The sequence below is a fragment of the Paenibacillus sp. FSL M7-0896 genome (assembly GCF_037975415.1).
GTDB classification, from domain to species: domain Bacteria; phylum Bacillota; class Bacilli; order Paenibacillales; family Paenibacillaceae; genus Paenibacillus_AQ; species Paenibacillus_AQ silagei.
This window is the reverse complement of record NZ_CP150250.1, coordinates 7,511,286-7,536,473: the sequence shown is the minus strand read 5'-3', so window position 1 is coordinate 7,536,473 and position 25,188 is coordinate 7,511,286. Positions and strand designations below refer to the sequence as shown.

The following is a 25,188-nucleotide window of genomic DNA, read 5'->3' as shown; positions in this document are numbered from 1 at the left end:
CACGAAATCAATCCCGGGCATCCCTGTTATGATGTTCACAATATTAAATCTGCATACAAAAAAGCCCCCGTCTATTCCATTCAGAACAGAGCGAAGGCTTACTGTAGACGAGTTATTCAACAACAATGGCAACAACTATTGACATGATGAAGAATCCTGCCGCCAGACCAACTGTTACACGCTGCAGCACAAGCTCCATACCGCGCGCCTTTGTTTTACCGAAGAGATGCTCAGCACCGCCGGAGATGGCACCGGAAAGACCTGCACTTTTCCCTTTTTGCAGAAGAACGACCGCAATCAGACCTACGGCAAAAATCAGAAGCACCACTTTCAAAAAGATATCCATTCACTTCCACCTCCTACGTCCAAGCATCACTATCTATGCTAAATTAGAATATCCGTTTCATAAACAGCATTTTTATTTTATCATAGCCACAGAATGAATACAACCTTCCAGACGGCATTCCTGCCCTATCACACTATGAAAATCTCATGTTGTCCCTCTATCGCGGATATCAACATCAAAAAAGCCTGCCGGAAACCGGCAGGCTCATTGTATCTATAGATTCAAAAGAAATTATCTTTTGAGGTTGTAGAAGGATTTCAGGCCGTTGTATTGAGCCAATTCGCCCAGCTCGTCTTCGATGCGAAGCAGTTGGTTGTATTTAGCCACACGGTCTGTACGGGAAGGAGCACCAGTCTTGATCTGGCCTGCGTTGGTAGCTACAGCAATGTCAGCGATAGTGCTGTCTTCGGACTCACCGGAACGGTGGGAGATTACAGCTGTGTAGCCGGCACGTTTTGCCATTTCAATCGCATCGAAGGTTTCAGTCAGTGTACCAATCTGGTTAACCTTAACCAGGATGGAGTTACCGATACCCTTTTCGATACCTGTTGCCAGACGCTCAGTGTTCGTAACGAACAGGTCGTCACCAACCAATTGGACTTTATCGCCCAATTTTTCAGTCAGCAATTTCCAGCCATCCCAGTCATCTTCGGACATACCATCTTCGATAGTGATGATTGGGTACTTCTCAACCCATGAAGCCAGCAGGTCAACATACTCAGCGGAAGTGTAAGATTTACCTTCGCCTGCAAGTGTGTATTTACCGTCTTTGTAGAACTCAGTGGAAGCAACGTCCATACCAAGGAATACGTCAACGCCTGGTTTGTAACCGGCTTTTTCGATCGCTTCGATGATTGTAGTGATCGCTTCTTCATTGGAACCCAGGTTCGGTGCGAAGCCGCCTTCGTCGCCAACAGCTGTGTTCAGGCCTTTGGATTGCAGTACGGATTTCAGGTTGTGGAAGATTTCTGCACCAGTACGCAGTGCTTCCTTGAAGCTTGGAGCGCCTACTGGAAGAACCATGAACTCTTGAACGTCGATGTTGTTATCGGCATGCTCACCACCGTTGATGATGTTCATCATTGGTACTGGAAGAGTCTTGGCATTGAATCCGCCCAGGTATACATACAAAGGAATGTCCAGAGCAGTTGCAGCAGCGCGAGCTACGGCCATGGATACAGCCAGGATTGCGTTAGCGCCCAGCTTGCCTTTGTTAGGAGTTCCGTCCAGAGTGATCATCAGCTTGTCGATGCCCACTTGGTCAAGAGCGTCCATTCCGATTACTTCTGGAGCGATAATTTCGTTTACGTTCTCAACAGCTTTCAGAACGCCTTTGCCCATGTAACGGGATTTGTCGCCGTCACGAAGCTCTACAGCTTCATGAGCGCCAGTGGAAGCGCCGGAAGGAACGATAGCGCGGCCTTTTGCGCCGGACTCCAGATATACGTCAACCTCTACAGTAGGGTTACCACGGGAGTCAAGGACTTCGCGTGCATACACATCAGAAATAATAGTCATGTAAGTTTAATCTCCTTTTATACAATGGTTTTGGGTTTACACAAACAGGGTGTCTTGCTTATTTGCGGCTGGCAATCATGGATTGTCCGGTCATTTCCGCAGGCTGCGGAAGTCCCATCAGATCTAAGATTGTCGGTGCCACATCTGCGAGAATACCAGCTTCGCGCAGAACTACATCTTCAGTGGTGACGATGAACGGTACCGGGTTGGTGGTATGGGCTGTGAACGGACGTCCGTTCTCATCGAATACCATATCAGCATTTCCGTGGTCGGCAATGATAATAGCAACGCCGCCCTTGGCAACTAAAGCATCCACAACCTTGCCTACGCATTCGTCCGTTACTTCGACTGCCTTAATTGTAGGCTCCAGCATGCCGGAGTGTCCTACCATATCAGGGTTAGCAAAGTTCAGGATAATGGCATCCTGTCTGTCCGCCTCGATCTCCGCTACGCAGGCCGCCGCCACTTCGTAAGCGCTCATCTCTGGCTTCATATCATAGGTTGCCACCTTCGGCGAGTTGATCAGGATACGGGTCTCGCCTGGAAGCTCCTCATCGCGTCCGCCGCTGAAGAAGAAGGTTACATGCGGATACTTCTCGGTCTCTGCAATACGCAGTTGCTTCTTGTTCTGCTGAACCAGCACTTCACCGAGCGTGTTGTCCAGGTTTTTCGGGGAGTAAGCCACGAAGCCTTGAACCGTCTCACTGAAGGTTGTCAGACATACGAAATGCAGGTTCTCCGGGAACTTCGGACCACGGTCGAAGCCGCGGAAATCCGAGTTCGTGAACACTTGTGACAGCTGAATGGCACGGTCAGGACGGAAGTTAAGGAAAATGACGGAATCGCCGCTCTCCACGGTCGCTACCGGGTTGTTCTGGCTGTCCACAATTACACTTGGCTCCACGAATTCATCGAACACAGAATTCTGGTAGGATGCAGTGATGGCCTGAAGGGCATCGGTATATTTAGGGCCTTCCCCATATACCATTGCACGATAAGCCTTCTCTACACGTTCCCAGCGCTTGTCACGGTCCATCGCGAAGTAGCGTCCGGATACCGTAGCAATCGTACCTACGCCAACCTCTTCAATCTTGGCGACCAGATCCTGAATGAACTTCTGTCCACTGTCGGGTGGTACGTCACGGCCATCCATGAAGGCATGAATATAGACTTCATGCAGATCTTCTTTTTTGGCCAGATCGAGCATGGCGAACAGGTGATTGATGTGGCTGTGTACGCCGCCATCGGATACCAGTGCATAGAGGTGAAGCTTTTTGCCGGTTGACTTAGCGCTTCTTACGGCAGCCACCAGCGTCTCGTTATCGAAGAATTCTCCGTCACGGATCGACTTGTCGATACGGGTCAGGTCTTGATATACAATCCGGCCGGCACCAATGTTAAGGTGCCCTACTTCAGAATTACCCATTTGGCCTTCCGGCAGACCTACAGCTTCACCGCAAGCGGTAAGCGTAGTATTCGGATATTGCTTCAGGTAACGGTCGTAGTTCGGCTTGTTGGCTTGGGCAACAGCGTTGCCTTCATCCGTGTTCCGCAGTCCGAAGCCGTCCATGATAATCAGTGCTACAGGTCTTGGAGCTGACATTCTTACTTCGCCCCCTCAACGAGTGAAACGAAGGAAGCAGGCTGCAGGCTGGCACCGCCGACGAGAGCGCCGTCGATGTCGCTTTGACTCATGTACTCCGTTACATTCTCAGGCTTCACGCTGCCGCCGTATTGGATACGGACTGCATTAGCCGTTGCTTCATCGTACAGGCCTTTAACAAGGGTACGGATATAAGCAATAACTTCGTTAGCATCCTGGGAAGTGGAGGATTTACCTGTACCAATCGCCCAGATCGGCTCATAAGCGATAACTACGCTTGCTGCCTGCTCTGCGCTAAGACCGGCAAATGCCGCTTCAGTCTGCACCTTGCATACGTCCTTAGTCTGGTCAGCTTCGCGCTCTTCCAGCTTTTCGCCTACGCAGACAATTGGAGTAATGCCGTGACGGAAGGCCGCATGCATCTTCTTGTTGACGATTTCGTCCGTTTCACCGAAATAAGCACGGCGTTCCGAGTGGCCGATAATAACGTACTCTACACCAAGATCCTTCAGCATTACGCCGCTGATCTCACCTGTATAAGCGCCGTTATCTTCGAAGTGCAGGTTCTGTGCACCAATTTTGATGGTAGTGCCTTGTACCGCTGCAACCAGTGCAGGCAGGTTCGTGAATGGCGCGCAGATTACAGTCTCTACGCCTGCCACTTCCGCCTGGCCTTTGATTTCAGCGATGAAGCCTTCGGCTTCCGGAACGGTTTTGAACATTTTCCAGTTGCCTGCAATAATAGGTGTTCTACTCATAGTGATGTATTGCCTCCCTCTTCGGTATTACTTGTCGTTCAGTGCTTCTACACCTGGAAGAGCCTTACCTTCCATGAACTCGAGCGATGCGCCGCCGCCAGTGGAGATGTGATCCATCTGGTCTGCGAGGTGGAATTTCTCAGCAGCCGCAGCGGAATCGCCGCCGCCAATAACAGTGTAGCCTTCGGTAGTAGCACAAGCCTGAGCCACAGCCTTGGTACCTTCAGCGAAGATGTCGATTTCAAATACGCCCATCGGTCCATTCCATACAACCAGCTTGGAGTTTTTGATAATATCGGCATAGATTTCACGGGTCTTAGGACCGATGTCCAGACCTTCCCAGTCTGCAGGGATCTCGGTTGCATCTACAATCTTGGTGTTGGCATCTGCACCGAACTTGTCAGCGACTACAACGTCAACCGGAAGCACGAAGTTCTTGCCCAGCTTCTTGGCCTTCTCGATGAATCCAAGCGCTGCATCAATCTTGTCGTTGTCTACCAGGGATTTACCGATTTCGTGACCTTGAGCCTTGGTGAACGTGTAGGAGAGGCCGCCGCCAATCAGTACATTGTCAGCCAGATTCAGCAGGTTGTCGATAACGTCAATCTTGTCTTTCACCTTGGAACCGCCGATGATGGCCGTGAAAGGACGTTCCGGGTTAGAAAGCGCCTTGCCGAGAACGGACAATTCCTTCTCCATCAGAAGACCGGATACTGCCGGCAGGAAGTGAGCGATTCCTTCTGTCGAAGCATGGGCACGGTGAGCTGCGCCGAATGCGTCATTGACGAACAGGTCAGCCAGTTCAGCGAACTGCTTAGCCAGTTCAGGATCATTCTTCTCTTCGCCTTTGTAGAAACGGACATTCTCAAGCACAAGCACATCGCCATCGTTCAGTTCAGCGATTTTCGCTTTTACAGCTTCGCCAATGGCCTCATCAGCCTTGGCTACCGGTTTGCCGAGCAATTCAGACAAACGGACTGCAGCGGAAGTCAACCGCATGGAATCGACGAATTCGCCTTTAGGACGGCCCATATGGCTGGCCAGAATGACCTTTGCACCGTTCTCAATCAGGTATTTAATTGTTGGAAGGGTTTCGCGGATACGGGTATCATCAGTGATCTTGCCGTCTTCCACTGGCACATTGAAATCTACACGCACGAATACGCGTTTGCCTTTTACTTCTACATCACGGACACTTTTTTTGTTCATGATTAACATTTCCTCCACACCCAAAATTGGTTCCTTCACAAAGCCATTTCACGCGAATCCAGTTCATTTAGAAAGAGCGGAAACAGACTTTCCTTGTTTCCGCTCTATTGTACTTCTTATATGAAATCGGTCTTATTTAGCAAGCTTAGCGAATTTCTCCAAAGTACGAACCAGTTGTGCAGTGTAGGACATTTCATTGTCATACCAAGCAACAGTTTTAACCAGCTGTTTGTCGCCAACAGTCAGTACTTTAGTCTGAGTTGCATCGAACAGGGAACCGAAAGTCATACCCTTGATGTCGGAAGATACGATTTCGTCTTCAGTGTAGCCGTAAGTTTCTGGGTCAGAAGCTTCCTTCATGGCTGCATTGATTTCTTCAACAGTTACGCTCTTATCCAGAACAGTAACCAGCTCAGTCAGGGAACCTGTAGCTACAGGCACACGTTGTGCTGCACCGTCAAGTTTGCCCTTCAGTTCTGGAATAACCAGGCCGATGGCTTTAGCAGCACCGGTAGTGTTAGGGATGATGTTCTCAGCAGCAGCGCGGGCGCGTCTGAAGTCGCCTTTTGCGTGTGGAGCATCAAGAGTGTTCTGGTCACCTGTGTAAGCGTGGATCGTAGTCATCAGGCCTTCGATGATACCGAACTTGTCGTTCAGGACTTTGGCCATTGGAGCCAGGCAGTTCGTTGTGCAAGATGCGCCGGAGATTACTGTTTCGGAACCGTCAAGGATGTCATCGTTAACGTTGTACACAACAGTTTTCATGTCGCCTGTAGCTGGAGCGGAAATAACTACTTTCTTAGCTCCGCCTTTAAGGTGCTTCTCAGCGGCTTCTTTAGTTGTGAAGAAACCAGTACATTCCAGAACGATATCAACGCCAAGCTCTCCCCAAGGAAGTTCTTCAGGGTTGCGGTTCGCCAGAACCTTTACATCTTTACCGTTAACTTTGAAGAAGCCGTCATGCACTTCAACATCGCCTTGGAATTTACCTTGAGTTGTATCATATTTAAGCAAATGAGCAAGCATCTTAGCGTCAGTCAAGTCGTTGATCGCTACCACTTCGATACCTTCTACATTTTGAATACGGCGGAATGCAAGGCGTCCAATACGTCCAAAACCGTTAATACCAACTTTTACACTCATTGAATAGTTCCTCCTAGAGTTCGTTTTATTTATTCAAGACAGGCCGTGAGGCTCGTCAAGACAACAATGTTAAGTATAATGCATAAACCCTTTACGCGCGCCCCATTTAATGGAATCTATAGGGCCTTTTGTAGCTGTGTGTCGATTTCCTTGCCGATTTCGACAGCCGCCGCCTCGTCGATGACGAGAATATCCTCTTGACCGAACCGCAGCATCGCATGAATGGCCTTCGCCTTGCGTTTGCCTCCGGCAATACCGATAACGACTTCTGTACGGATAATGTCTTCCAGGCGCAGCCCCATGGTCAGCATAGTGTGAACCACTTCGCCATTCTCATTGAAATAGTATCCGAAGGATTCGGCTACAGCACCCTCGCCCTGAATCTCTGAGATCGTCCCGGAGTCCAGCTTGCGGCGGTGGGTCATTTCAATGGCATCACCTATTCCATGTACAATAATACGCGATCTGCGGATAATTTGTACAATCTCTCCAATATTGGAGTCCTGCGCAAGCGACTGATAAGCGTCTCCGCTAAGCAGATCGGGCACATGTAGCAGACGGTAATTGGCGCCAATCCGTTTGGCCATGGTTGAAGCAATGGTGTTGGCCTGTATCTCCATGCTCTCTCCCAGTCCTCCGCGCGCCGGAACAACCCAGGCGTTCTTATAGGAAAGGGATAGCGGCGGGGTCAGTTGATCGGCCATCTCGGCCAGGGTTGATCCGCCTGTGACGGCAATCGTATCGTCACTGCGCAGTACGCTGAGCAGTGCCTTGGAGCCTGCGCGCCCCAGCTCACGCTTGGTGAACGGCGATGTCTCACAATCGCCAGGTACCACAATGACTTTGGTGAGACCGTACGTTGTACGAATTTTCTCTTCCAGATCATCCAGGCCGAATAGGCTCTTGGCGACCGGCTCCAGCAGGTCAAGCAGTCTGCGACCGGCATCGCTAATGCGCATACCGACGCTCTCGATCTCAATGAGCCCCTGCGATTTCAGAAGATCCGTCTCGGCGCGCAGCACCCGCTCGGTCATATCAAGCGATGCGGCTAACGTCCTGCGCCCAATAATATCGGACAGCATGATCTGATGTAGAATCGTATACCGTCTCTTAAGGGTTTCCATGAGATCAGGCAGAAGCTGCTTTTGGATTTCCAATAGATTACGCATGCTTTCACTCCTGCAACTTCGTCTTTCTCTTATCCCTTGTTCGTGGTCTCAAAATGTCCCGGGTTAACTTTTTAAGTCCCACCCATATTCTACCCAAAACTGACGCCGAGTGCAAGTGTTCCGAGACTATAATTCTCAGCCCGCTTTCATCTTATACATGGGCTTGTTCGGCAGCCCGCTGGCAGGAGGCGCATTTCCGGCTCTATTAATGGAGGCAGAGAAAACTATTTTTGCGCAGGATGCCTAATACGCATTGCTTTTATCCGAGAAGTATATTATAATAATTTCTGTTGCGCCCGTGGTCCAATGGATATGACGTAGGCCTCCGAAGCCTGAGATCCAAGTTCGATTCTTGGCGGGCGCGCCATTTTTTTCAAGCTTGTACATAATTTAGTTCCGATTATATTATATTTAACCAATGAGCCGCTTGAGGGCTCTTTTTTTTGAAAGTAAGTTTGACTTTCTTTGACTTTTTGTTTGAATTTGTTTATCATGTGGTTAATACGGTAACAGTAAAAAATGAACACATTCGAAGCACCAATTTCAAGGAGGTTTTCCACGTGAGTTATATTCCTATGGTAGTAGAACAGAGCAACCGCGGTGAGCGCGCTTATGACATCTATTCCCGCCTGCTGAAGGACCGCATCATTTTCCTTGGAACGGAGGTTAATGACGTGGTTGCCAATTCCATCATCGCACAAATGCTCTTCCTGGCTGCCGAGGACCCGGATAAGGATATTCACCTGTATGTGAACAGCCCAGGCGGTTCCATCACAGCGGGTATGGCCATCTTCGATACAATGCAATACATTAAGCCGGATGTATCCACCATCTGTGTAGGTATGGCCGCTTCCATGGGAGCGTTCCTGCTGAATGCCGGCGCCAAGGGCAAGCGCTTTGCCTTGCCGAACAGCGAGATCATGATTCACCAGCCGCTAGGCGGTGCGCAGGGGCAGGCTTCGGATATCGAGATCCGCGCCCGCCGCATCATCAAGCTGCGTGAGAAGCTGAACCGCATCTTGTCCGAGCGTACAGGCCAGCCGCTGGAGAAGATCGAGAAGGATACTGACCGCGACTACTTTATGAGCGCTGCAGACGCTGCTGAATACGGTATCGTGGACAAGGTAATTGAGAAGACTCTGCCAACAGGCGTATAAGTACCTGCTCCAATGAATACACAAAGAGGCTGTAACAGACCGGTCCGGTCCCGTTACAGCCTCTTTCTTATGCCCAGCCATTGCTGCCTACCTTAAGCTCCCGTACCCAAGGGCATCCAGCTTGCCTGCAATTACGCGGTAGCCTCTGCCGTTCGGGTGAATATGGTCCAGGAACAGCAGCCCCCGCTCATTACCGGCAAATTCATGGTATACCGAAGCAAACCCTACGTTATTGCTGCTGTAGCCTGCTGCATAGCGGTTGAACTCCCGCACCCACTCTGTTGCTTCATTCACCTGTGGGTAGGGATTATACAGGCCTACCATCCGGATGATGTAGGGGCTGCGGGAACCTGCTTTGAGCTGTGTCAGGCTACCCATGATGTCGCTGTAGTTACGCTTGCAGTCCCTAAGCGCCTGCTGCAGTAAGCCCTGGAATTCACCGGGCCGGGGCCCGGCTGCCCGGGCTGCCTTAATCAAGTCGTTGCCGCCAATGGACAGCGTAATGATCTGCGCATCCTTCACCGCCGCCCGGTAGACATTCGAGCTCCTCAGCCGTTGCTTCAGCCCCCCGGTGGTCAGACCGTTGACGCCAAGATTCGCCGGTACCACTGGTGTACCCAGCCTCCCTTCCGCCATCCGGCGGTAGACGGGGACGAAGCCGTTCCCGGGCAGCGCCCCGAAGCCGGTTGTAAGTGAATCCCCGATCGCTGTATAAGCATAGACCATAACCTTCCCCTCCCCGTTATAAGCTGCTTGCCTTCTATAGCTTATGACTATCCGGGTGAAGTGGTAACGGCAGGGCAGGCTGATTAGGCCGTGGATGAATGAAGGGTTGTGCATGAAGAATGCCCCTGAGTCTCCCTGAAGAGATGCAAGGGCATCTGGATAATTATTTTATTATTTCAGCGCCGCGAACGGACTGCTTCCATCCGGCAGGAGTTCCTTGAAGCTGAAGTTGAATTCCGGGAAGCCCTCGGCATATGCCGTGTATTCGTATAACTGGAAGAAGAGCACCGCTTTGCCATCTTTCAGATAGAAGTACTTCTCGGTATTCAGTCCATTGAACCCGCCCAGATATCCTCCGTTAGCTTTGATCTCGGTGGCCAGCTTGGCATTGAGCTGTTTCTTGTAATTAGGGTTGGCACCGAACAGATCGCCCAGCAACAGACGTTTCCCGTCTTTGAGCGAGAAGGTGAACGCATTGCGGTAAGTCATCCCATGGGCACCGCCGGTATACCCGTATTGATTGGTGATTAGGCTGAGCACGCCATCCTGGTTATACGTGATCACATAACCGCCTTCGAATTCATACGGCCGGTCATCCTTCGACCGCTTGGAGATTTGATCTTCAGCATCCTTCGCATAGTTCAGAACGGTCTGCTTAATCTTATCATTGATTGCCTTCTCTGCTTCTGCACTTGCCAGGCCGCTGACCTGCGGATAATCCAGCCGGATAGGCGCATCCTTATGATCCTTCACATAGCTCACTGTTTTGATGGTTACCGCATTCTGCACTTTCTTCATAACATTCAGCCGTCCTGCTGCTGCGCCCCCGTCTACTTTGTAGCCCAAGTAATCGCTAAGCAGCTCAGACGAAACATACAGCCGGTTATTCAGTTGCTTGCCTTCACCGACATAATAATTGTTCACCATAACAGAAATGCCATAATCATTGATCGTCAGCCTTGTCTGAGCAGTTCCTGTCCCGATGGTGTACGTCTTCCCCGCTTTATCATAAGAGAGCGGCATCCCCAGCGCATCGCGCAGGAAGGTTACCGGCACCCATACCTTTCCTTCCTGGAGCAGGCCCGTCTGGGCTGTACTTTTCCCGTTAACCTTCAGCACTATAGATGAGGATTTGGCTTTGACCTGAGCGGCTGCCGGAGCGGCCTCAGTGATGCCTGCATGGATTATTCCTGTTCCTCCCAGCAGGATTCCTGCGGCGAGCATTCCCGCACCCCATTTGCTGATGTATTTCTTAGAGTTCGAATTCATTGTTATTTCCCCTTCCACCTGGTGGTATGATTAGTCATGATGTGTGTTCTTCCGTATCACTGTTCCTATTATAGTAAAAGAACTAGCGGGGGATGTTACAATCCGCTTTACAGTTTCTTAAGGTTTGCCGTGATTATCTAAAGATCCTGTCACCTCAATTTAAACAAATTGAGAGCTTTCGATAGCTCACATATGCATATATATTCATTTATATAATTATAAAAAGCGCCTGCCCTGCTTATAACAGCAGAGCAAGCGCCTCTTGCGAAACGTTTATTTCAGTTCATACGTTACACTCAATTGGGTAGTGACCTTAACCTGCCCGGGCTCAACGGAGCTGCCAGCATTGTTATCCATGGACATCTTTTGCATGGAGGCTGCTTCAGCGTAGACCACCGGATGATTCCCGTCATCGCTCTGAATGACAGTGACTACCTGACCCAGTCCGCGCTTGGCTGCTTTGGCAATAGCCGCTGCTTTGACATCTGCATTCTGCATAGCCTTCTCGATTACCTGTGCTTCAAAGGCCGATGGATCTTCAATGGCAAACCGCACATTGCCGATGTTGTTCGCTCCAGCCGCAGAGGCAGCGTCCAGCAATTGTCCAACCTTTGTCAGATCCCGGTAAGAGACCTCTAGCGTGTGCTGGGCGTTATAGCCTTTTACCTTCTGGCCGTCCTTCTCGCTGTAAGTGTAGTTAGGCTGTACGTTGAACTGGGTGCTCTGAATGTCTTTGTCTGCAATGCCCCAAGTGGTCTTGAACAAAGCGGTCAGCTTGGAGACCTTCGCGGCTGTGCCTTTCTGTGCTTCCTGCGCAGTTTCGGCAGTTGTCGTTACGCCGATGGAGAGATACGCGATATCCGGTTTGATCGACAGCTCGCCTTTGCCTACCACGTTCACCACATTCTTCTGTACTTCGTCGGCGTAAGCCTTTTCAGGACCCTTTAGCACTCCGCTCAACCCCATTCCTCCAATCATCAAGCTAGCTGCCAGCAGAACTGATCCAATCGATTTACCCCATTTTCTCATGCTTGCCATCCCCTTTCGATTCGTTTAAGTGTTATTACCCTCTAGACGGGACAGCATGGTAAAAGTTGCATGAGCGATGTACGATATTTATTTTTTATTTGTTCCCCGTCCCGATCCAGAACCGGCGGATGACATTTCCGTCCTCCTCTATATATTCGCTATCCTCGATACCGCCATTCCTGCGGATTGTCCGTTCCGATGCGGTGTTGACGGAGTCACAGACTACGAGTGCCTGCTCGATACCCAGTTCAGCGGCCTTCAGGAGAGCCTGCTTCAGAAGCTCACTGGCATAGCCTTGTCTGCGTGCAGAAGGGACGATGCCGTAACCGATATGCCCGCCAGAATGGAGCAACCTTTCGGTCAGCCGGTGCCTGATGTTCACAGCCCCCACTACCCGTTTGTCCGTGGTCACCAGCCAGAAGGTTGAACTGCTCACCCAGCCGTCCGGTATATCTGTACCACGAGCATACCCGTGAAGAGTCTGAATCATACCGCCAAAGTCAGCCGGGTCCATCTCTGTTACCCAGGGCACAAACGGCTCCCCGCTGGCCTTCCACTCCTCATAAAAGGCTAAATACGGCTCTCTGAGCGCCTCAGCAGGCTCAACTAATGATACTTCACCGTCTTGAATCTGCATCCGCTTACCTCTCCTTATCCTCTAAAGCTGATATGAAAAAAAGCCCCTAAGGGCTTTTGGTTAGACCATGTAGCATTTATTGATTCTCGAGCTCTTCCTTGCTTACCAGACTGGTCAAAGCGGTTACAGCCTGTTCCGCATCTGCACCGTCTGCGCTGATATGAATCTCCGTACCGGAACTGATCGCAAGGCTCATAATGCCCATGATACTCTTGGCGTTCACTTTTTTATCGTCTTTTTCCACGAAAATCTCCGACGAAAACTTATTAGCTTCTTGCACAAACAATGCTGCCGGCCGAGCATGGAGCCCCGTCTTCAACCGAACAACTACCGGGTGCTTTGTCATGAAACGCTTACCCCCTATTTGAGATCTGCCCAAAAATTTCACATTAATTTTATAATATTATATCATTATAACGCATACCGCACTAGAAAAAAAATAATCAGCCGCCGCGGACCTTGTCCGCCAGCTCATCAATTTTGCGCAAACGGTGGTTCACACCCGATTTACTGACCGTCCCGCCCAGCATATCCCCGACTTCCTTGAGGTTAATATCCGGGTGCGCCAGTCTGATCTCGGCCACCTCCCGCAGCTTATCCGGCAAGCTTTCCAGACCCACCTCGCGCTGCAGCAGCTTGATGTTCTCAATCTGGCGTACCGCCGCACTGATCGTCTTGTTCAGATTGGCCGTTTCGCAGTTCACAATCCGGTTGACCGAGTTGCGCATATCGCGCATGATCCGCACATCCTCGAATTTGAACAGCGCCTGATGGGCGCCGATCAGACTGAGGAACTCGATGATCTTCTCGCCTTCCTTGATGTATAGGATGAAGCCTTTTTTGCGTTCTATGCAGCGGGCATTCAGGTGAAATTCACCAGCCAACTCAACGAGCGCCTTGCAGTGCTCCTCATACATGGAAGCGATTTCCAAGTGGTACGAAGAGCCCTCCGGGTTATTGACCGAACCGCCGGCCATGAAGGCCCCTCGCAGATAGGCACGCTTGCAGCAGTTCTTGCCGACAATCTCCTCATCAATCCCGTCCGTGAAAATAAAGCCCTCAGAGACAATCCGCAGATCCTTCAGGATCTCCTGGACCTGGTTCGGGATTCTTACAATATAGACGTTATTCTTCTTCAAACGCATTTTTTTACGCACGAGCAGCTCGATATGGACCTGGTAATATTTCTTAAGCAAAGAATATACCCGCCTTGCAATCGCGGCGTTCTCCGTCGAAATGTCGAGAACCACCTTTTTGCTCGAAAGCTGCACCGAACCATTCATTCGGATCAGCGCTGACATTTCCGCTTTCTCGCAGCAGGGCTGGCTCTCGACCATCGTCAGCTCTTTTTTGGTAAGGGCCGCAAAAGACAAGGGGCTCACCTCTTTCATTTAACTCTTTCTGTCAATCCAATCCTTCACCAGCTGGAAAATATGGTGACTGAGCTTATCTGTATCATGCCGCAAATAGGTTTTAAATAATACCAGCTTGTCAGCAATCACCTTATACCCGTTGCCGTCCACGGCCTCACGGTCAAGCTGTACCGGACGGGCACCCTTCTCGGCGTATTTGATCTGCACCTGCTCCGGGATCTCCCCGTCATTGACGATCACATAATCGAACAGATGCAGCCCGATATGGTCATATACGGCCTGTAGATGGTCATTAACCGTGTAATTATCCGTCTCACCCGGCTGGGTCATTACATTGCATACAAAAATCTTAATGGCCTCGGAAGCTACCACGGCTTCTGCCAGCTTCGGCACCAGCAGATTCGGCAGAATACTGGTATACAGACTGCCCGGACCGAGCAGAATAGCATCTGCGTTGCGGATAGCCTCCAGCGCCTCCGGCAGCGGCTCCACATCCACCGGCTCCAGAAATACGCGCTTGATTACGCCTCCCGCCTCCGGGATTTTGGATTCACCGGTAATCAGCGTTCCATCCGCCATCTCGGCGTGCAGGATTACCGCCTCTCCGGCCGCAGGCAGCACCCGGCCGCGAACGGCGAACAGCCGGCTAAGCTCCCGGACTGCTGTAACGAAGTCCCCGGAGATGTCAGTCAGTGCAGCCAGAATCAGATTTCCCAGGCTATGCCCGGCTAAGCCTTCTCCGCTGCTAAAGCGGTACTTCATAATCTGTGCCATCAGAGGCTCAACGTCAGCCATAGCCGTAAGTACGTTGCGGATATCCCCGGGCGGCGGCATCTGCAGCTCACTGCGCAGAATCCCGGAGCTTCCCCCGTCATCTGCGACAGTTACGATCGCCGTGATATCCAGCGGCTTCTCCTTCAGCCCCCGGAGCATCACCGAGAGTCCGGTCCCGCCACCCATCACGACGATCTTTGGACGCTGTCCTTGTTCTTCAGCCACTATTCATCCCTTCTCTCATCAATGCCGGTCGCGTTCGGAGTCCCGATGGCTGACTGCCACCGCTTCCGTCTCGCTAACCCCCAGCATTTTGCCCAGGTATTCGGCGATGGCTACCGAACGGTGTTTGCCGCCCGTACAGCCGATGCCGATAATAATCTGGGATTTGCCTTCCTTGCGGTATTGCGGAATAAGGAATTGAAGCATATCCAGCAGCTTGGTCAGGAATTCTTGCGTTTCAGGCCATTTCATTACGTAGTCGTACACCTCGTTGTCTTGGCCTGTCTTGGGCCGCAGCTGATCCACATAGTGCGGATTAGGCAGGAAGCGGACGTCGAACACCAGGTCAGCATCAATCGGAATCCCATACTTGAATCCAAACGAAGTAATGTTAACCGAGAGGGTGCTTTTCCCGAGGTGGGAGAAGCGTGACACTATTTTTTCTTTGAGCTGAACCGGCTTCATGCTGCTGGTATCCAGACACAGGGTAGCTGAATTCTTCAGCTCCTCCAGCATCTGGCGCTCCATGCGGATGCCGTCCAGCGGCATGCCCTTCGGAGCAAGCGGATGATGCCTGCGGCTCTCCTTGTAACGCTGTACAAGCACTGAATCTGTGGCGTCCAGGAAAAGGATCTCACACCCGATCGTTGACTCGTCCTTGATGTAGGCCAGAGACTCCGACAGGGCGGTGAAGAATTCCCGCCCCCGAAGGTCGATGACCAGCGCCACCTTGGCGATTTTACCCTTGGACTGCTCAATCAGCTCAGCGAATTTCGGGATTAGTACAGGCGGAAGATTATCCACGCAGAAGAACCCCAGATCCTCCAGGCTCTGCACGGCAATCGTCTTGCCCGCACCCGACATGCCTGTAATGATAATCAGGGTGGCATGGGCGGGCAGGGTTTGCTCGAGGTCGGTCATTACAGCATCCCTCCCTATGATTAGTATATGAATAATTCCGGTCTTTTAAGAACGCAGCAGCAGGCCTGCCGCACCAATAATACCGGCGTCATTGCCAAGCGCTGCAGGTACAATCGTAACACCGGTCTGCAGAGGGGCAGGCGCCAGCTTGGCGAATACCCGGCGGACTTCATCGAACAGAATATCGCCTGCCTTGGAGACTCCGCCGCCGACGATGAATACTTCAGGGTTCAGGACCGCTGCAACGGAGGCCATTGATTTGCCCAGGTAGAAGGCCGCCCGGTTCACAATCCGCAGCGCAGCTTCATCGCCTGCCTTGGCGGCATCGAATACTTCCTTCGCAGCGATTTTTTCAACGGTGGACAAGGAGGTCCGGTCCCCGCGTGCTACAGCATCGTTCGCCATACGGATAATGCCTGTCGCTGAGGAAACGGTTTCCAAACAGCCCATGTTCCCGCAGCCGCACTGGATCGCTTCCAGATCGGGCACCACGGAGATATGTCCAAGCTCGCCGGCCAGACCGGCAAATCCCTGATACACCTTACCATTAATGATAATACCGCCGCCCACACCCGTACCGAGCGTATAGCAGACACAATTCTCTATGCCGCGCCCTGCACCGCTCCAGGCTTCGCCCAGTGCAGCCACGTTGGCATCATTGTCTATTTTGACTGGCTTGTTCAGGCGACCCTCCAGAATGGAGCGGATCGGCACATCTCTAAATCCTATGTTGGGCGCAAGGATGATGATACCTTCACGAATATTCGTAAATCCGGCCAGTCCCGCACCGACACCAGCCAGCTGGTCCCAGGAGTACGGAGAGTCCTCCACAATCTGGCGTACATACTTCTCGATATTATCGATGACAGCATCGACGCCATCCGCAGTCCCTGTCGGACCTTCGTAAGTGTGCAGCAGGCTTCCCTCGGCATTACAGATTCCAACCTTAATCGTGGTACCACCTAAATCCACGCCAACGTAGATATGTTCAGACATGTTACAAGCCACCTTTTTCTATGCTAAAATAGTTAATCCTACGTACCCACTATAATAGAACCCTCCCCTGCGGTCAAGGAAAGGCGATACACCCGGGGCAATGGACTTCAGTTCTTATTTGTTAACAAAAAGACTTTCTCACCAGGCAGGCAAGAAAGTCCGTTCATTCTCTTCTATTGTAGGGTGCCAGATACCTTAATGCTATTCGGACAAAATCCGCTTCTGGCCCTCAAGGGCACGGATCGGTGCAATATTCTGGGTGAATTCCAGCGTCCCCATATAACGGCCTTCTGCATCCCGCACGGCGAAATAACGGATATAGATGAATTTATCCTTGATATTAATCCAGAAATCCTCGGCATCCTTCACTCCGGCTTTGAAATCAGCCAGCAGCTTCTCAACAACATGCACACTTTGCGGCGGATGGCAGTTCTGTACGGTGCGGCCGATAACGGCCTTCGTCCGGGCGAAGATCCGTTCCTTGCCATGCGAGAAGTAGCGGACGACATCGTTCTCGTCGATAAAGGTCAGATCCACCGGCAGATGATTCATCAGCGTCTCGAGCTGGTGTAGCGACAGCAGCCCGGTCTCGAACCGGATGAAGCCCTGCGGGGACAGGCCTTCCCCTTCTTCCGCCGGAACATCAGCACCCTCAGGCTCCGCTGCACGTTCCGGTATCCATTCCTGGTCGGGCGCAGTCAGGCAGAAGCCGATTTCATCGCTTTCGCGGGCGATTTTGACCCACTCATCCTCAGTCAGCTTATCCAGCGCCATCGGGAGCAGAATATTCTCTTCCTTGAAGATCATCTCATTGACTTCCTTAATGATCTCCTCCAGTGCGGCTGTAATCTGCCCGCTGTCCCCGTTATAGGCGCTAAGCGCCTTCTTGGCTTCCTTGATCATATTGCGGATTCCGTCATCCACTCCCCACATTACCTTCGTAGGACCGTATATGCCGTACTTCTCCAGGTAAGGGAAGAGCAGATTCTCCTTGCGGCTGTAGTGCTTGTCGAGATCCAGCAGCAGACTCAGGTCCTCCAGCAGCTTATAGATAATCTCATCGCTGGCGTTCTTCTTGAACTTATCCGCATGCAGCTCCAGCCGGAAGTTGACCAGACGTTCGATCTCCCGGTTCTCCAGCTTGAACGTATGCACGGGATGACCGGGCTGCTCCTCAGGCTTAGAAGAACGGTGGATCTGTTCAATCGAGCCCTTGAAGATTGCCGTATGCACGGAGCAGAGGCGTTGTACTTCCTCTACCGGAATGCCTTCCTCGGTCATCAGAGAGTGCTCCATGGCGGAGATTTCCTCCACCGTAACATCGCCTACCGCTTCTTCAAAACGCGCCTTAACCTCCTCCACGCTTTTGCCCGCATGCAGCTCCTTGATGATCTCTCTCAGCATAGCCTGGCGGCGTGTCTGTTCCGGAATATCGACCTCGCGGTTATTAATCAGTTCGCTCATCGTAGTCTCTCCTTCTATTCTATAATCTCGAAACCATGCTGCTGAAAGGCCAGCCGAACGGTTTCCAGCTCTATTTTCTTTAATTTCATTCCTTTGGACAGGGTCATGAATCGTCCTGCAGTCTGCAGCATTCCAGGCTTCGCAATATCACGAAAACCCAGTTCCACCATGATCTCAACAATTTCCGGGTGCCTGGTTACCAGCTCAAAGACCGATTCATCCAGCTTCAACGCTTTGCTCATCCTTTTGCACACCTCACTAATGAGAATTCTTCTCAACACCAGCTTAGCATAGGGTACAGGGGTGAATTGTGATTGTAATCACTAACTACAAAAAGACTATCCCCGCCAGCCATTCAGCTTGGGGGGATAGCCTCAGAATAATACGTTTCCGCTCTAATCACGGCCTCTCGGCCATGAACAACGTACCTACATATAGATTAGGTCATGCAGCTAAGTTACAGTGATTGGCTCCATCTATGGGAATGCCGGATATCATGCGAAATCCGCATGCTGCAGAATTTAGGGCCGCACATCGAGCAGAAATGCGCCTGCTTTGCCCCCTCCGCAGGCAGGGTCTCATCATGATACGCCTGCGCCCTTTCCGGGTCCAGGGAGAGATGAAACTGGTCGCGCCAGCGGAACTCGAACCGCGCCTTGGACAGCGCGTTGTCCCGGTCCTGCGCACCCGGATGTCCCTTGGCGAGGTCTGCGGCATGTGCAGCAATTTTGTAGGTAATGACTCCTTCTCGCACATCATTCTTGTCAGGCAGGCCTAAATGCTCCTTAGGTGTAACGTAACACAGCATTGCCGTTCCAAGCCCCCCGATTATCGCTGCCCCGATGGCCGAAGTGATGTGATCATAGCCGGGTGCAATATCCGTAGTTAGCGGACCGAGGGTGTAAAAAGGGGCTTCGTGGCAAATCTCAAGCTGCTTGTCCATATTCTCCTTGATCTTGTGCATTGGCACATGGCCCGGACCTTCTACCATAACCTGAACATCGTGCTTCCAGGCAAGCGCCGTCAGCTCTCCCAGCGTCTCCAGCTCGGCGAACTGAGCTTCGTCATTGGCATCGGCGATAGAGCCGGGGCGCAGGCCATCCCCCAGCGAGAAGGCCACATCATACGTCTTCATGATCTCACATATATCTTCGAAGTGTGTGTACAGGAAGTTCTCCTGCTGATGGGCCAGGCACCAGGCAGCCATAATCGATCCGCCCCGGGATACGATGCCGGTCATTCTCCGGGCAGTGAGCGGAATATAGCGCCGCAGCACCCCGGCATGAATGGTGAAGTAATCCACCCCCTGCTCCGCCTGCTCAATCAGCGTGTCGCGATAGAGCTCCCAGGTTAAGTCCTCGGCTATACCGTTCACCTTCTCCAGCGCCTGGTATATGGGCACTGTCCCGACCGGCACAGGAGAATTGCGGATAATCCACTCCCGGGTGGTATGGATCTTAGAGCCGGTGGAGAGATCCATGATGGTATCAGCCCCCCAACGGGTCGCCCACCGCATCTTCTCCACCTCCTCTTCAATAGAAGAAGTGACCGCCGAATTTCCGATGTTGGCATTGATCTTCACCAGGAAGTTACGGCCGATAATCATCGGCTCACTCTCCGGGTGATTGATATTGGCCGGAATAATAGCACGGCCCGCAGCCACCTCATCCCTTACGAACTCCGGCCGGATATTCTCCCGGATCGCAATATACTCCATTTCCGGTGTGATGATCCCTTGCCTTGCATAATGCAGCTGGGTCACATTGCCGCCTGCATAGGCCCGCCTCGGATTCCTGCGCAGTCCTGGATAAGCTTCTGCGGCAGCCCCCTCTCTGCGAATTTCGTTATCCTCCGGCCGGACGGCTCTTCCGGTGTACTCCTCCGAATCGCCACGCTCCGCGATCCAGCTTGAACGGTGCGGCGGCAGCCCCCTCCGAATATCCGTCTCCTCCGCGGCATCCGTGTACATACCGCTTGTGTCATAGACACGCAGCGGAGCATTTTCCTCTTCCCCGGCAACGCCTTCGGTTCTGCTGAGGCTGATCTCCCGCATTGGCACCCGGATATCCGGGCGTGAGCCCTCCACATACACTTTACGGCTTGCGGGGAATCCCGAAAGATCCACCTCTTCGTTTTTACCCATTCCTGTCATTTCAATCTCCTCCTCTTCGCTCTGTACACTCATCAGATAAGAGGTCACGCAGCAGATTGAGCTGAAGAATCTATAGATTCCTGCAAGTCAAAAAGCCGCTCCACCTGGAGCGGCTTTATTAAAGGAACAGCCAAATAAGACTGTATTCAAAAAAGGTCCGACTCCACTTTCCTACGCTGGTATGATCCAGATCAGGTTCAAGGGTCCGGAAATTCAATTTTCCCGTCTCAGCCTATTCAGGCTCCCCTAGTGGGTATCTTATCTAATTAAATACATTTTACCTGTATGGGTAATTCTTGTAAACCCGTTATTTGTCCAGCGATTCGCTCCAGTCGTGCACCATCGTGCCTTCCAGGAACTTCTCGGCATCCATAGCGGCCATACAACCGGTTCCCGCTGCCGATATCGCTTGACGGTAACGGGTATCCTGTACATCGCCGCAGGCGAATACACCCGGGATGTTGGTCTCGGTGGTACCCGGGTTGACCACAATATAGCCATTCTCATCCGTATTGATCTGCCCGCCCAAGAAGGCTGTGTTCGGTGTGTGTCCAATCGCTACGAACACGCCGTCTGCCTCCACCAATTCTGTCAGACCTGTCTCATTGTTAAGCACCGTAAGGCCCTTCACTCCGGTCTCTCCTACCGTTACTTCAACCGGTGTGCGGTTCAAGGCCCAGGTTACCTTGCTGTTGTCACGCGCCCGGTCCTGCATGATCTTCGAGGCCCGCAGCTCGGGACGGCGGTGAACCAGCGTTACGCTGGATGCAAAGCGGGTCAGGAAGCTGGCTTCCTCCATGGCGGAGTCTCCGCCGCCGACGACGACAATCTTTTTATTACGGAAAAAGAAGCCGTCACAGGTCGCACAGGTGCTGACCCCGCGTCCCACATTCTCCTGCTCGCCCGGAATGCCCAGATATCTTGCAGAGGCGCCGGTTGAAATAATAACCGACTCCGCTTCCAGTACACCCATTCCGTCCACTGTTACCTTGAACGGACGCTGTGAGAAGTCCACCGACTCCACCCAGCCATTCTTGAATTCAGCGCCGAAGCGTTCCGCCTGCTTGCGCATATTGTCCATCAGGTCCGGACCCAGAATCCCTTCAGGGAAGCCTGGAAAGTTCTCCACTTCTGTCGTCGTTGTCAGTTGTCCCCCCGGCTGCAAGCCTTCAATGATCAGCGGGCTCAGGTTCGCACGCGCCAGATAAATCGCGGCAGTCAGCCCGGCCGGGCCTGTTCCGATTACAATCGTTTTGTACATTACATTGGCCTCCTTACAAGTAGGTGTTCTTACAACAGCAATTGCTTCAAATACGGGTAGTGGACGGCGATAAGCCGCCGGTTCCGGGCAGCATCCCCTTGGGTCCGGGAGCAGCCGCAGGCTCCTGCTCTTCGCCGGGCGAGCCGCCGGCTTCATTCAGGTTCTCCCCGATCAGCCGCTGAAGGCTGAACAATGCCGCCTCCTGCAGGCGGTCCTCCTGCAGCGGCTCCTGCTCCAGAACTCCGCGCAGTACCTCGGACATCTCCTCGTCCTCAATCCAGCGGAGAGCCTCGGTCACCTGAAGCTTCGTAGCAGAATCGCCGTAGCGCAGCGCCCAGAAGAACGAGGCGCGCAGCAGCGGATTATTCCGCACTTCTTCAGTGAATCTGCCTGTATTGCCCTTCCACTGCTTCAGCTGCTCCTGGAAGGGCAGCTGATAGTTATAGCTGACAGCAGGCATAGGCTGTCCTTCTGCCCGGGCCTGCTGGAGCTGGGACAGGAAGAACGCCGGGACAGCTGAAGCAGGGTCCAGCTTGGCTGCCTGTCTCCAGCAGCGCAGCGCCTCATCATGTTTTCCGCTATTGCTTGCCGCCGCGGCACAGTAATGATACAGCCCGGCGTCTCCGGCGACCTCCTCATCCTTCAGCAGACGGCGGAAATGGCTGTAAGCGGCAGCGTGCCGGCCCAGGATACCCATGGTTGTAGCCATTTTGAATACATGCTCCTGATGGAACGGCACCGTTGCTTCAAGCATACCCAGCAGCGTTTCAAGCTGTTCCTTATCTCCTGCATACTGCAGGAAGATGGCCATATTGCACAGAGCGTGCAGATTGCCGGGGTCTTGCTTCAGCACCTCATTCAGACATTCCTTCGCCTTGGCGAACCGGCCCATATAGAAATGAGCTAGTGCCAGATTATTATGCGCAGCCAAAAAATCCGGGGTACCCGCAGTGATCTCCTCCAGCAGCTCTACAGCCTGAGGGAACTTACCCTCCTCCAGCAGACTCCGCGCCCGGTCATGCTCTACGACTCCCTCACGGCTGCGGATACGCACCAGCGGAGCAGGCCGGTTCAGCTCATATTGCAGCAGCTCCATCAGTTCTTCGGATTCGGTCATGAACTCGCCGTTAGCATCCTCTTCCAAGTAAGTGACCAGCGAGCGCTCCGCCTCTTCAAAGCTTTCCATATTGGCGAAGTTATTAGCCATGTAGAAATGGCATTCTGTCATAGCGGGGTCGATTTTCTCCAGAACATGGATAAGAATCTCGTTAGATGCGGTATAATTGCCCATCTCAGATAATATACCCGCCATATTGCAATGATTCACCGGATTATCCGGCTCATATTCAACAGCTTTGCGAAAATTTCTTAATGCCTTATCATATTGAAAGCGGTCCAGCGACCGAACGGCTCTTTCAAAGAAAAAATTGGCATCCAGAGTGACCGGAATGACATTACTGTGCTCCGCGGCATTCTCTGAAGTTCTCTCTATCATGGAAGCAAGGCACCTCCCTTGTTTCAGCTTCCCTAGCCTTACCTGTTCGTTTCCATTTATGGTCTCGGCTGTCTTCTTCACACAGTATACCACATGTGGCAACGAGATTCTCAAGTCTCAGAGAGAGAGCTAACGGGAGGGAAAAGCTCAAAAAAAGACACGGGAGTTAAATCCCCGCGTCTCTGAACAGCTTATCTATGGAACCGCCCTCGATGATAATACGCGTGGCCTCAGCCAGCATGGGAGCTACCGAGAGCACTGCGAATCTGCTGGAATGCTCGTCCGGCAGGGCAATGGAATCGGTAATGACAATCTCGTCGATATTGGGATGATCCATCCGCTCAAGCGCATCCCCGGAGAACAGTCCGTGCGTAGCACAGACGATACTGTTCCGGGCGCCCCGCTCCTTCAGGCCCTCCACCACATTGACGATCGTGGTTCCGGTATCTATAAGATCCTCTATAATGATTGGCGTCCTGCCTTCCACATCACCAATGACATGCGTAATCACCGATTCATTATGCGCCGGACGCTTCTTAATCATGATGGCGAACGGCGAATCCAGCCGGCTGGCCAGCTTCTCCGCCATGGACGCTCGTCCCGCATCCGGGGAGACCACGACCAGATCGGTAAGCCCCTTCACCTTCAGATAACCGCTAATCAGATCAAGCGCCGTCAGATGATCGACCGGAATATTGAAGAATCCCTGTATGGCTGCGGCATGCAGATCAATCGTAATTACGCGCGTTGCACCGGCGGTGGTCAGCACATCGGCGACCATTTTGGCCGAGATCGGCTCACGTGGTGCGGACTTACGCTCCTGCCGGGCGTACCCGTAATAGGGAACGATAATGTTCACCGTTCTGGCCGATGCGCGCTTGGCGGCATCAATCATGACCAGCAGCTCTACAAACAGCTCGTTAATCGGATGAGCCAGGGATTGCACCAAAAATACGTCGCAGTTCCGGATGCTCTCTTCATAATGCACATAAATCTCGCCGCTTTTGAAACGGGTCAGCTTAATCTGGCCAAGCGGCGCACCAAGGCGCTCCGCAATATCAGCGGCAAGCTTCGGATTCGACGAACCGGAAAAAATCCGTAATTGATGATGCATAGTACCCTCCTGGGATTATAAATTTATACGTTGAACGGAACAGATGTACGGCGGCGCCCTTCAAAGACGGCCAGTTCGCGGAAGCCGGTGCGCCAGAGCATGTCCCGGGCCTCTGTTAAGCCGTCTCCCAGCTTCATGGGATCATGCGCATCAGAGCCAACCGTGAGCGGAATGCCCAGCTCAAGCGCCTGAACAAGCACATGCTCTGCCGGGAACATCTCGGCGCACGGCTTGGACAGCCCGGAAGCGTTCAGCTCCATCGCGATGCCGCTGCGGGCAATGACCTTCAGCGTATCCAGCTCAAGCTTCCTAGCCTCCGCCAGGTCCTCCGGCGTCCGGGGTCCGTAACCGAACCTTTTGATGACGTCCATATGTCCTATAATATCATATAATCCTGATAACGCCGACTTCTGTACAGCATCATAATAGCGGCGGTATACCGCCATGACATCCTGGCCTTCCCAGCCATGGGTCTGCCGGTGGTCGGTAATATCCCATTCTCCCAGGAAATGCACCGAGCCAATTAGATAATCCCACGGATAGGGTGCCAAAAGCTCGCGGATCTGCTCCTCACATCCCTCAATATAATCCGCCTCCAGCCCGACCCGCAGCTCAATCGTGCCCCGGTAGCGCTCCTTCAGCGTCAGGCATTCCTCCACATATCGCGGAAGCTCCGCAAGAGGCATAGCCATCTCGGGATAATAGTGGTCCGGGTCGACATGGATCAGCGGCAGATGATCCGACAGCCCAAGCTGCTCAAGTCCCAGAGCGATGCCCCGCTGCACATACTCCTCCAGCTTCCCGACCGCATGGCCACAGCGTTCATGATGGGTATGATAATCGATGTGCATG

The 25,188-nt window shown here is 52.4% G+C and carries 24 protein-coding genes, 1 tRNA gene and 1 riboswitch; of the genes, 2 read left to right on the top strand and 23 right to left on the bottom strand.

What is annotated here, in order from left to right; genetic code table 11:
- Positions 1–112 precede the first annotated feature (112 nt).
- The 7 genes from secG to MKY12_RS32865 all read right to left on the bottom strand — a co-directional run bounded on the left by secG (position 113) and on the right by MKY12_RS32865 (position 7,746).
- Positions 113–346 carry a preprotein translocase subunit SecG gene (gene secG / locus MKY12_RS32895; protein WP_036690096.1) on the bottom strand — a complete coding sequence of 78 codons (234 nt, stop codon included), beginning with the start codon at positions 344–346 and terminating at the stop codon, positions 113–115.
- Between the two features lie 231 nt (positions 347–577).
- Entirely contained in the window at positions 578–1,864 is a 1,287-nt protein-coding gene (eno, locus tag MKY12_RS32890) for a phosphopyruvate hydratase (RefSeq protein ID WP_036726271.1), read from the bottom strand.
- Positions 1,865–1,922: 58 nt separating this feature from the next.
- Positions 1,923–3,467 carry a 2,3-bisphosphoglycerate-independent phosphoglycerate mutase gene (gene gpmI / locus MKY12_RS32885; protein WP_339312234.1) on the bottom strand — a complete coding sequence of 515 codons (1,545 nt, stop codon included), beginning with the start codon at positions 3,465–3,467 and terminating at the stop codon, positions 1,923–1,925.
- Positions 3,468–3,469: 2 nt separating this feature from the next.
- Entirely contained in the window at positions 3,470–4,225 is a 756-nt protein-coding gene (gene tpiA, locus MKY12_RS32880) for a triose-phosphate isomerase (protein WP_036726267.1), read from the bottom strand.
- A 27-nt stretch (positions 4,226–4,252) separates the two neighbouring features.
- On the bottom strand, positions 4,253–5,434 hold the full coding sequence (locus tag MKY12_RS32875; RefSeq protein WP_339312232.1) for a phosphoglycerate kinase: 1,182 nt from the start codon (positions 5,432–5,434) through the stop codon (positions 4,253–4,255).
- 132 nt (positions 5,435–5,566) lie between these two features.
- Positions 5,567–6,577, bottom strand: a complete 1,011-nt coding sequence (gene gap, locus MKY12_RS32870) for a type I glyceraldehyde-3-phosphate dehydrogenase (RefSeq protein ID WP_036690087.1) — start codon at positions 6,575–6,577, stop codon at positions 5,567–5,569.
- 116 nt (positions 6,578–6,693) lie between these two features.
- The gene (locus tag MKY12_RS32865) at positions 6,694–7,746 is read right to left on the bottom strand and encodes a sugar-binding domain-containing protein (RefSeq protein WP_339312230.1); all 1,053 of its coding nucleotides are present in this window, start codon (positions 7,744–7,746) and stop codon (positions 6,694–6,696) included.
- A 292-nt stretch (positions 7,747–8,038) separates the two neighbouring features.
- Between MKY12_RS32865 and MKY12_RS32860 the strand changes: the two genes are divergently transcribed.
- Together MKY12_RS32860 and clpP are read left to right on the top strand one after the other, a co-directional pair.
- A tRNA-Arg gene (locus tag MKY12_RS32860) sits at positions 8,039–8,113 on the top strand.
- A gap of 193 nt (positions 8,114–8,306) precedes the next feature.
- Positions 8,307–8,903: an ATP-dependent Clp endopeptidase proteolytic subunit ClpP gene (gene clpP, locus MKY12_RS32855; protein ID WP_036690083.1), complete on the top strand. Its 597-nt coding sequence runs from the start codon at positions 8,307–8,309 to the stop codon at positions 8,901–8,903.
- A gap of 87 nt (positions 8,904–8,990) precedes the next feature.
- Here clpP and MKY12_RS32850 read toward each other — a convergent pair whose 3' ends face one another.
- From MKY12_RS32850 to hisJ, 16 genes are all read right to left on the bottom strand, one after another.
- On the bottom strand, positions 8,991–9,743 hold the full coding sequence (locus MKY12_RS32850) for a GDSL-type esterase/lipase family protein (protein WP_339312228.1): 753 nt from the start codon (positions 9,741–9,743) through the stop codon (positions 8,991–8,993).
- 57 nt (positions 9,744–9,800) lie between these two features.
- Positions 9,801–10,898, bottom strand: coding sequence for a DUF4163 domain-containing protein (locus MKY12_RS32845; protein WP_339312227.1), 1,098 nt, complete (start codon positions 10,896–10,898; stop codon positions 9,801–9,803).
- Between the two features lie 273 nt (positions 10,899–11,171).
- Entirely contained in the window at positions 11,172–11,927 is a 756-nt protein-coding gene (locus MKY12_RS32840) for an SIMPL domain-containing protein (RefSeq protein ID WP_339312226.1), read from the bottom strand.
- A 94-nt stretch (positions 11,928–12,021) separates the two neighbouring features.
- Positions 12,022–12,564: a GNAT family N-acetyltransferase gene (locus MKY12_RS32835; protein WP_339252793.1), complete on the bottom strand. Its 543-nt coding sequence runs from the start codon at positions 12,562–12,564 to the stop codon at positions 12,022–12,024.
- Between the two features lie 76 nt (positions 12,565–12,640).
- Complete coding sequence (locus tag MKY12_RS32830) at positions 12,641–12,910, bottom strand: HPr family phosphocarrier protein (protein ID WP_036690075.1); 270 nt, start codon at positions 12,908–12,910, stop codon at positions 12,641–12,643.
- 97 nt (positions 12,911–13,007) lie between these two features.
- Positions 13,008–13,937: a DNA-binding protein WhiA gene (gene whiA / locus MKY12_RS32825; protein ID WP_036726258.1), complete on the bottom strand. Its 930-nt coding sequence runs from the start codon at positions 13,935–13,937 to the stop codon at positions 13,008–13,010.
- An 18-nt stretch (positions 13,938–13,955) separates the two neighbouring features.
- A complete protein-coding gene (locus MKY12_RS32820; RefSeq protein WP_200869550.1) occupies positions 13,956–14,897 on the bottom strand; it encodes a YvcK family protein in 942 nt (313 codons plus the stop codon).
- 57 nt (positions 14,898–14,954) lie between these two features.
- Positions 14,955–15,854: an RNase adapter RapZ gene (gene rapZ / locus MKY12_RS32815; protein ID WP_036690069.1), complete on the bottom strand. Its 900-nt coding sequence runs from the start codon at positions 15,852–15,854 to the stop codon at positions 14,955–14,957.
- 45 nt (positions 15,855–15,899) lie between these two features.
- Complete coding sequence (locus MKY12_RS32810) at positions 15,900–16,850, bottom strand: ROK family glucokinase (RefSeq protein WP_036690067.1); 951 nt, start codon at positions 16,848–16,850, stop codon at positions 15,900–15,902.
- A gap of 201 nt (positions 16,851–17,051) precedes the next feature.
- The gene (locus MKY12_RS32805; RefSeq protein WP_209878660.1) at positions 17,052–18,314 is read right to left on the bottom strand and encodes a DUF438 domain-containing protein; all 1,263 of its coding nucleotides are present in this window, start codon (positions 18,312–18,314) and stop codon (positions 17,052–17,054) included.
- A gap of 14 nt (positions 18,315–18,328) precedes the next feature.
- Positions 18,329–18,556, bottom strand: a complete 228-nt coding sequence (locus tag MKY12_RS32800) for a DUF1858 domain-containing protein (protein ID WP_036690062.1) — start codon at positions 18,554–18,556, stop codon at positions 18,329–18,331.
- A gap of 215 nt (positions 18,557–18,771) precedes the next feature.
- Positions 18,772–20,466, bottom strand: coding sequence for a phosphomethylpyrimidine synthase ThiC (gene thiC, locus MKY12_RS32795; RefSeq protein ID WP_339312225.1), 1,695 nt, complete (start codon positions 20,464–20,466; stop codon positions 18,772–18,774).
- Positions 20,467–20,617: 151 nt separating this feature from the next.
- Positions 20,618–20,724, bottom strand: a riboswitch (TPP riboswitch).
- 49 nt (positions 20,725–20,773) lie between these two features.
- Positions 20,774–21,727 (bottom strand): thioredoxin-disulfide reductase, encoded by a 954-nt coding sequence (trxB, locus tag MKY12_RS32790; RefSeq protein ID WP_209878664.1) that lies wholly within the window; start codon positions 21,725–21,727, stop codon positions 20,774–20,776.
- A 46-nt stretch (positions 21,728–21,773) separates the two neighbouring features.
- On the bottom strand, positions 21,774–23,222 hold the full coding sequence (locus MKY12_RS32785) for a tetratricopeptide repeat protein (protein WP_245368580.1): 1,449 nt from the start codon (positions 23,220–23,222) through the stop codon (positions 21,774–21,776).
- A 166-nt stretch (positions 23,223–23,388) separates the two neighbouring features.
- Positions 23,389–24,336 (bottom strand): ribose-phosphate pyrophosphokinase, encoded by a 948-nt coding sequence (locus tag MKY12_RS32780; RefSeq protein WP_036726251.1) that lies wholly within the window; start codon positions 24,334–24,336, stop codon positions 23,389–23,391.
- Between the two features lie 23 nt (positions 24,337–24,359).
- Complete coding sequence (gene hisJ / locus MKY12_RS32775; RefSeq protein ID WP_339312223.1) at positions 24,360–25,187, bottom strand: histidinol-phosphatase HisJ; 828 nt, start codon at positions 25,185–25,187, stop codon at positions 24,360–24,362.
- Position 25,188 lies beyond the last annotated feature (1 nt).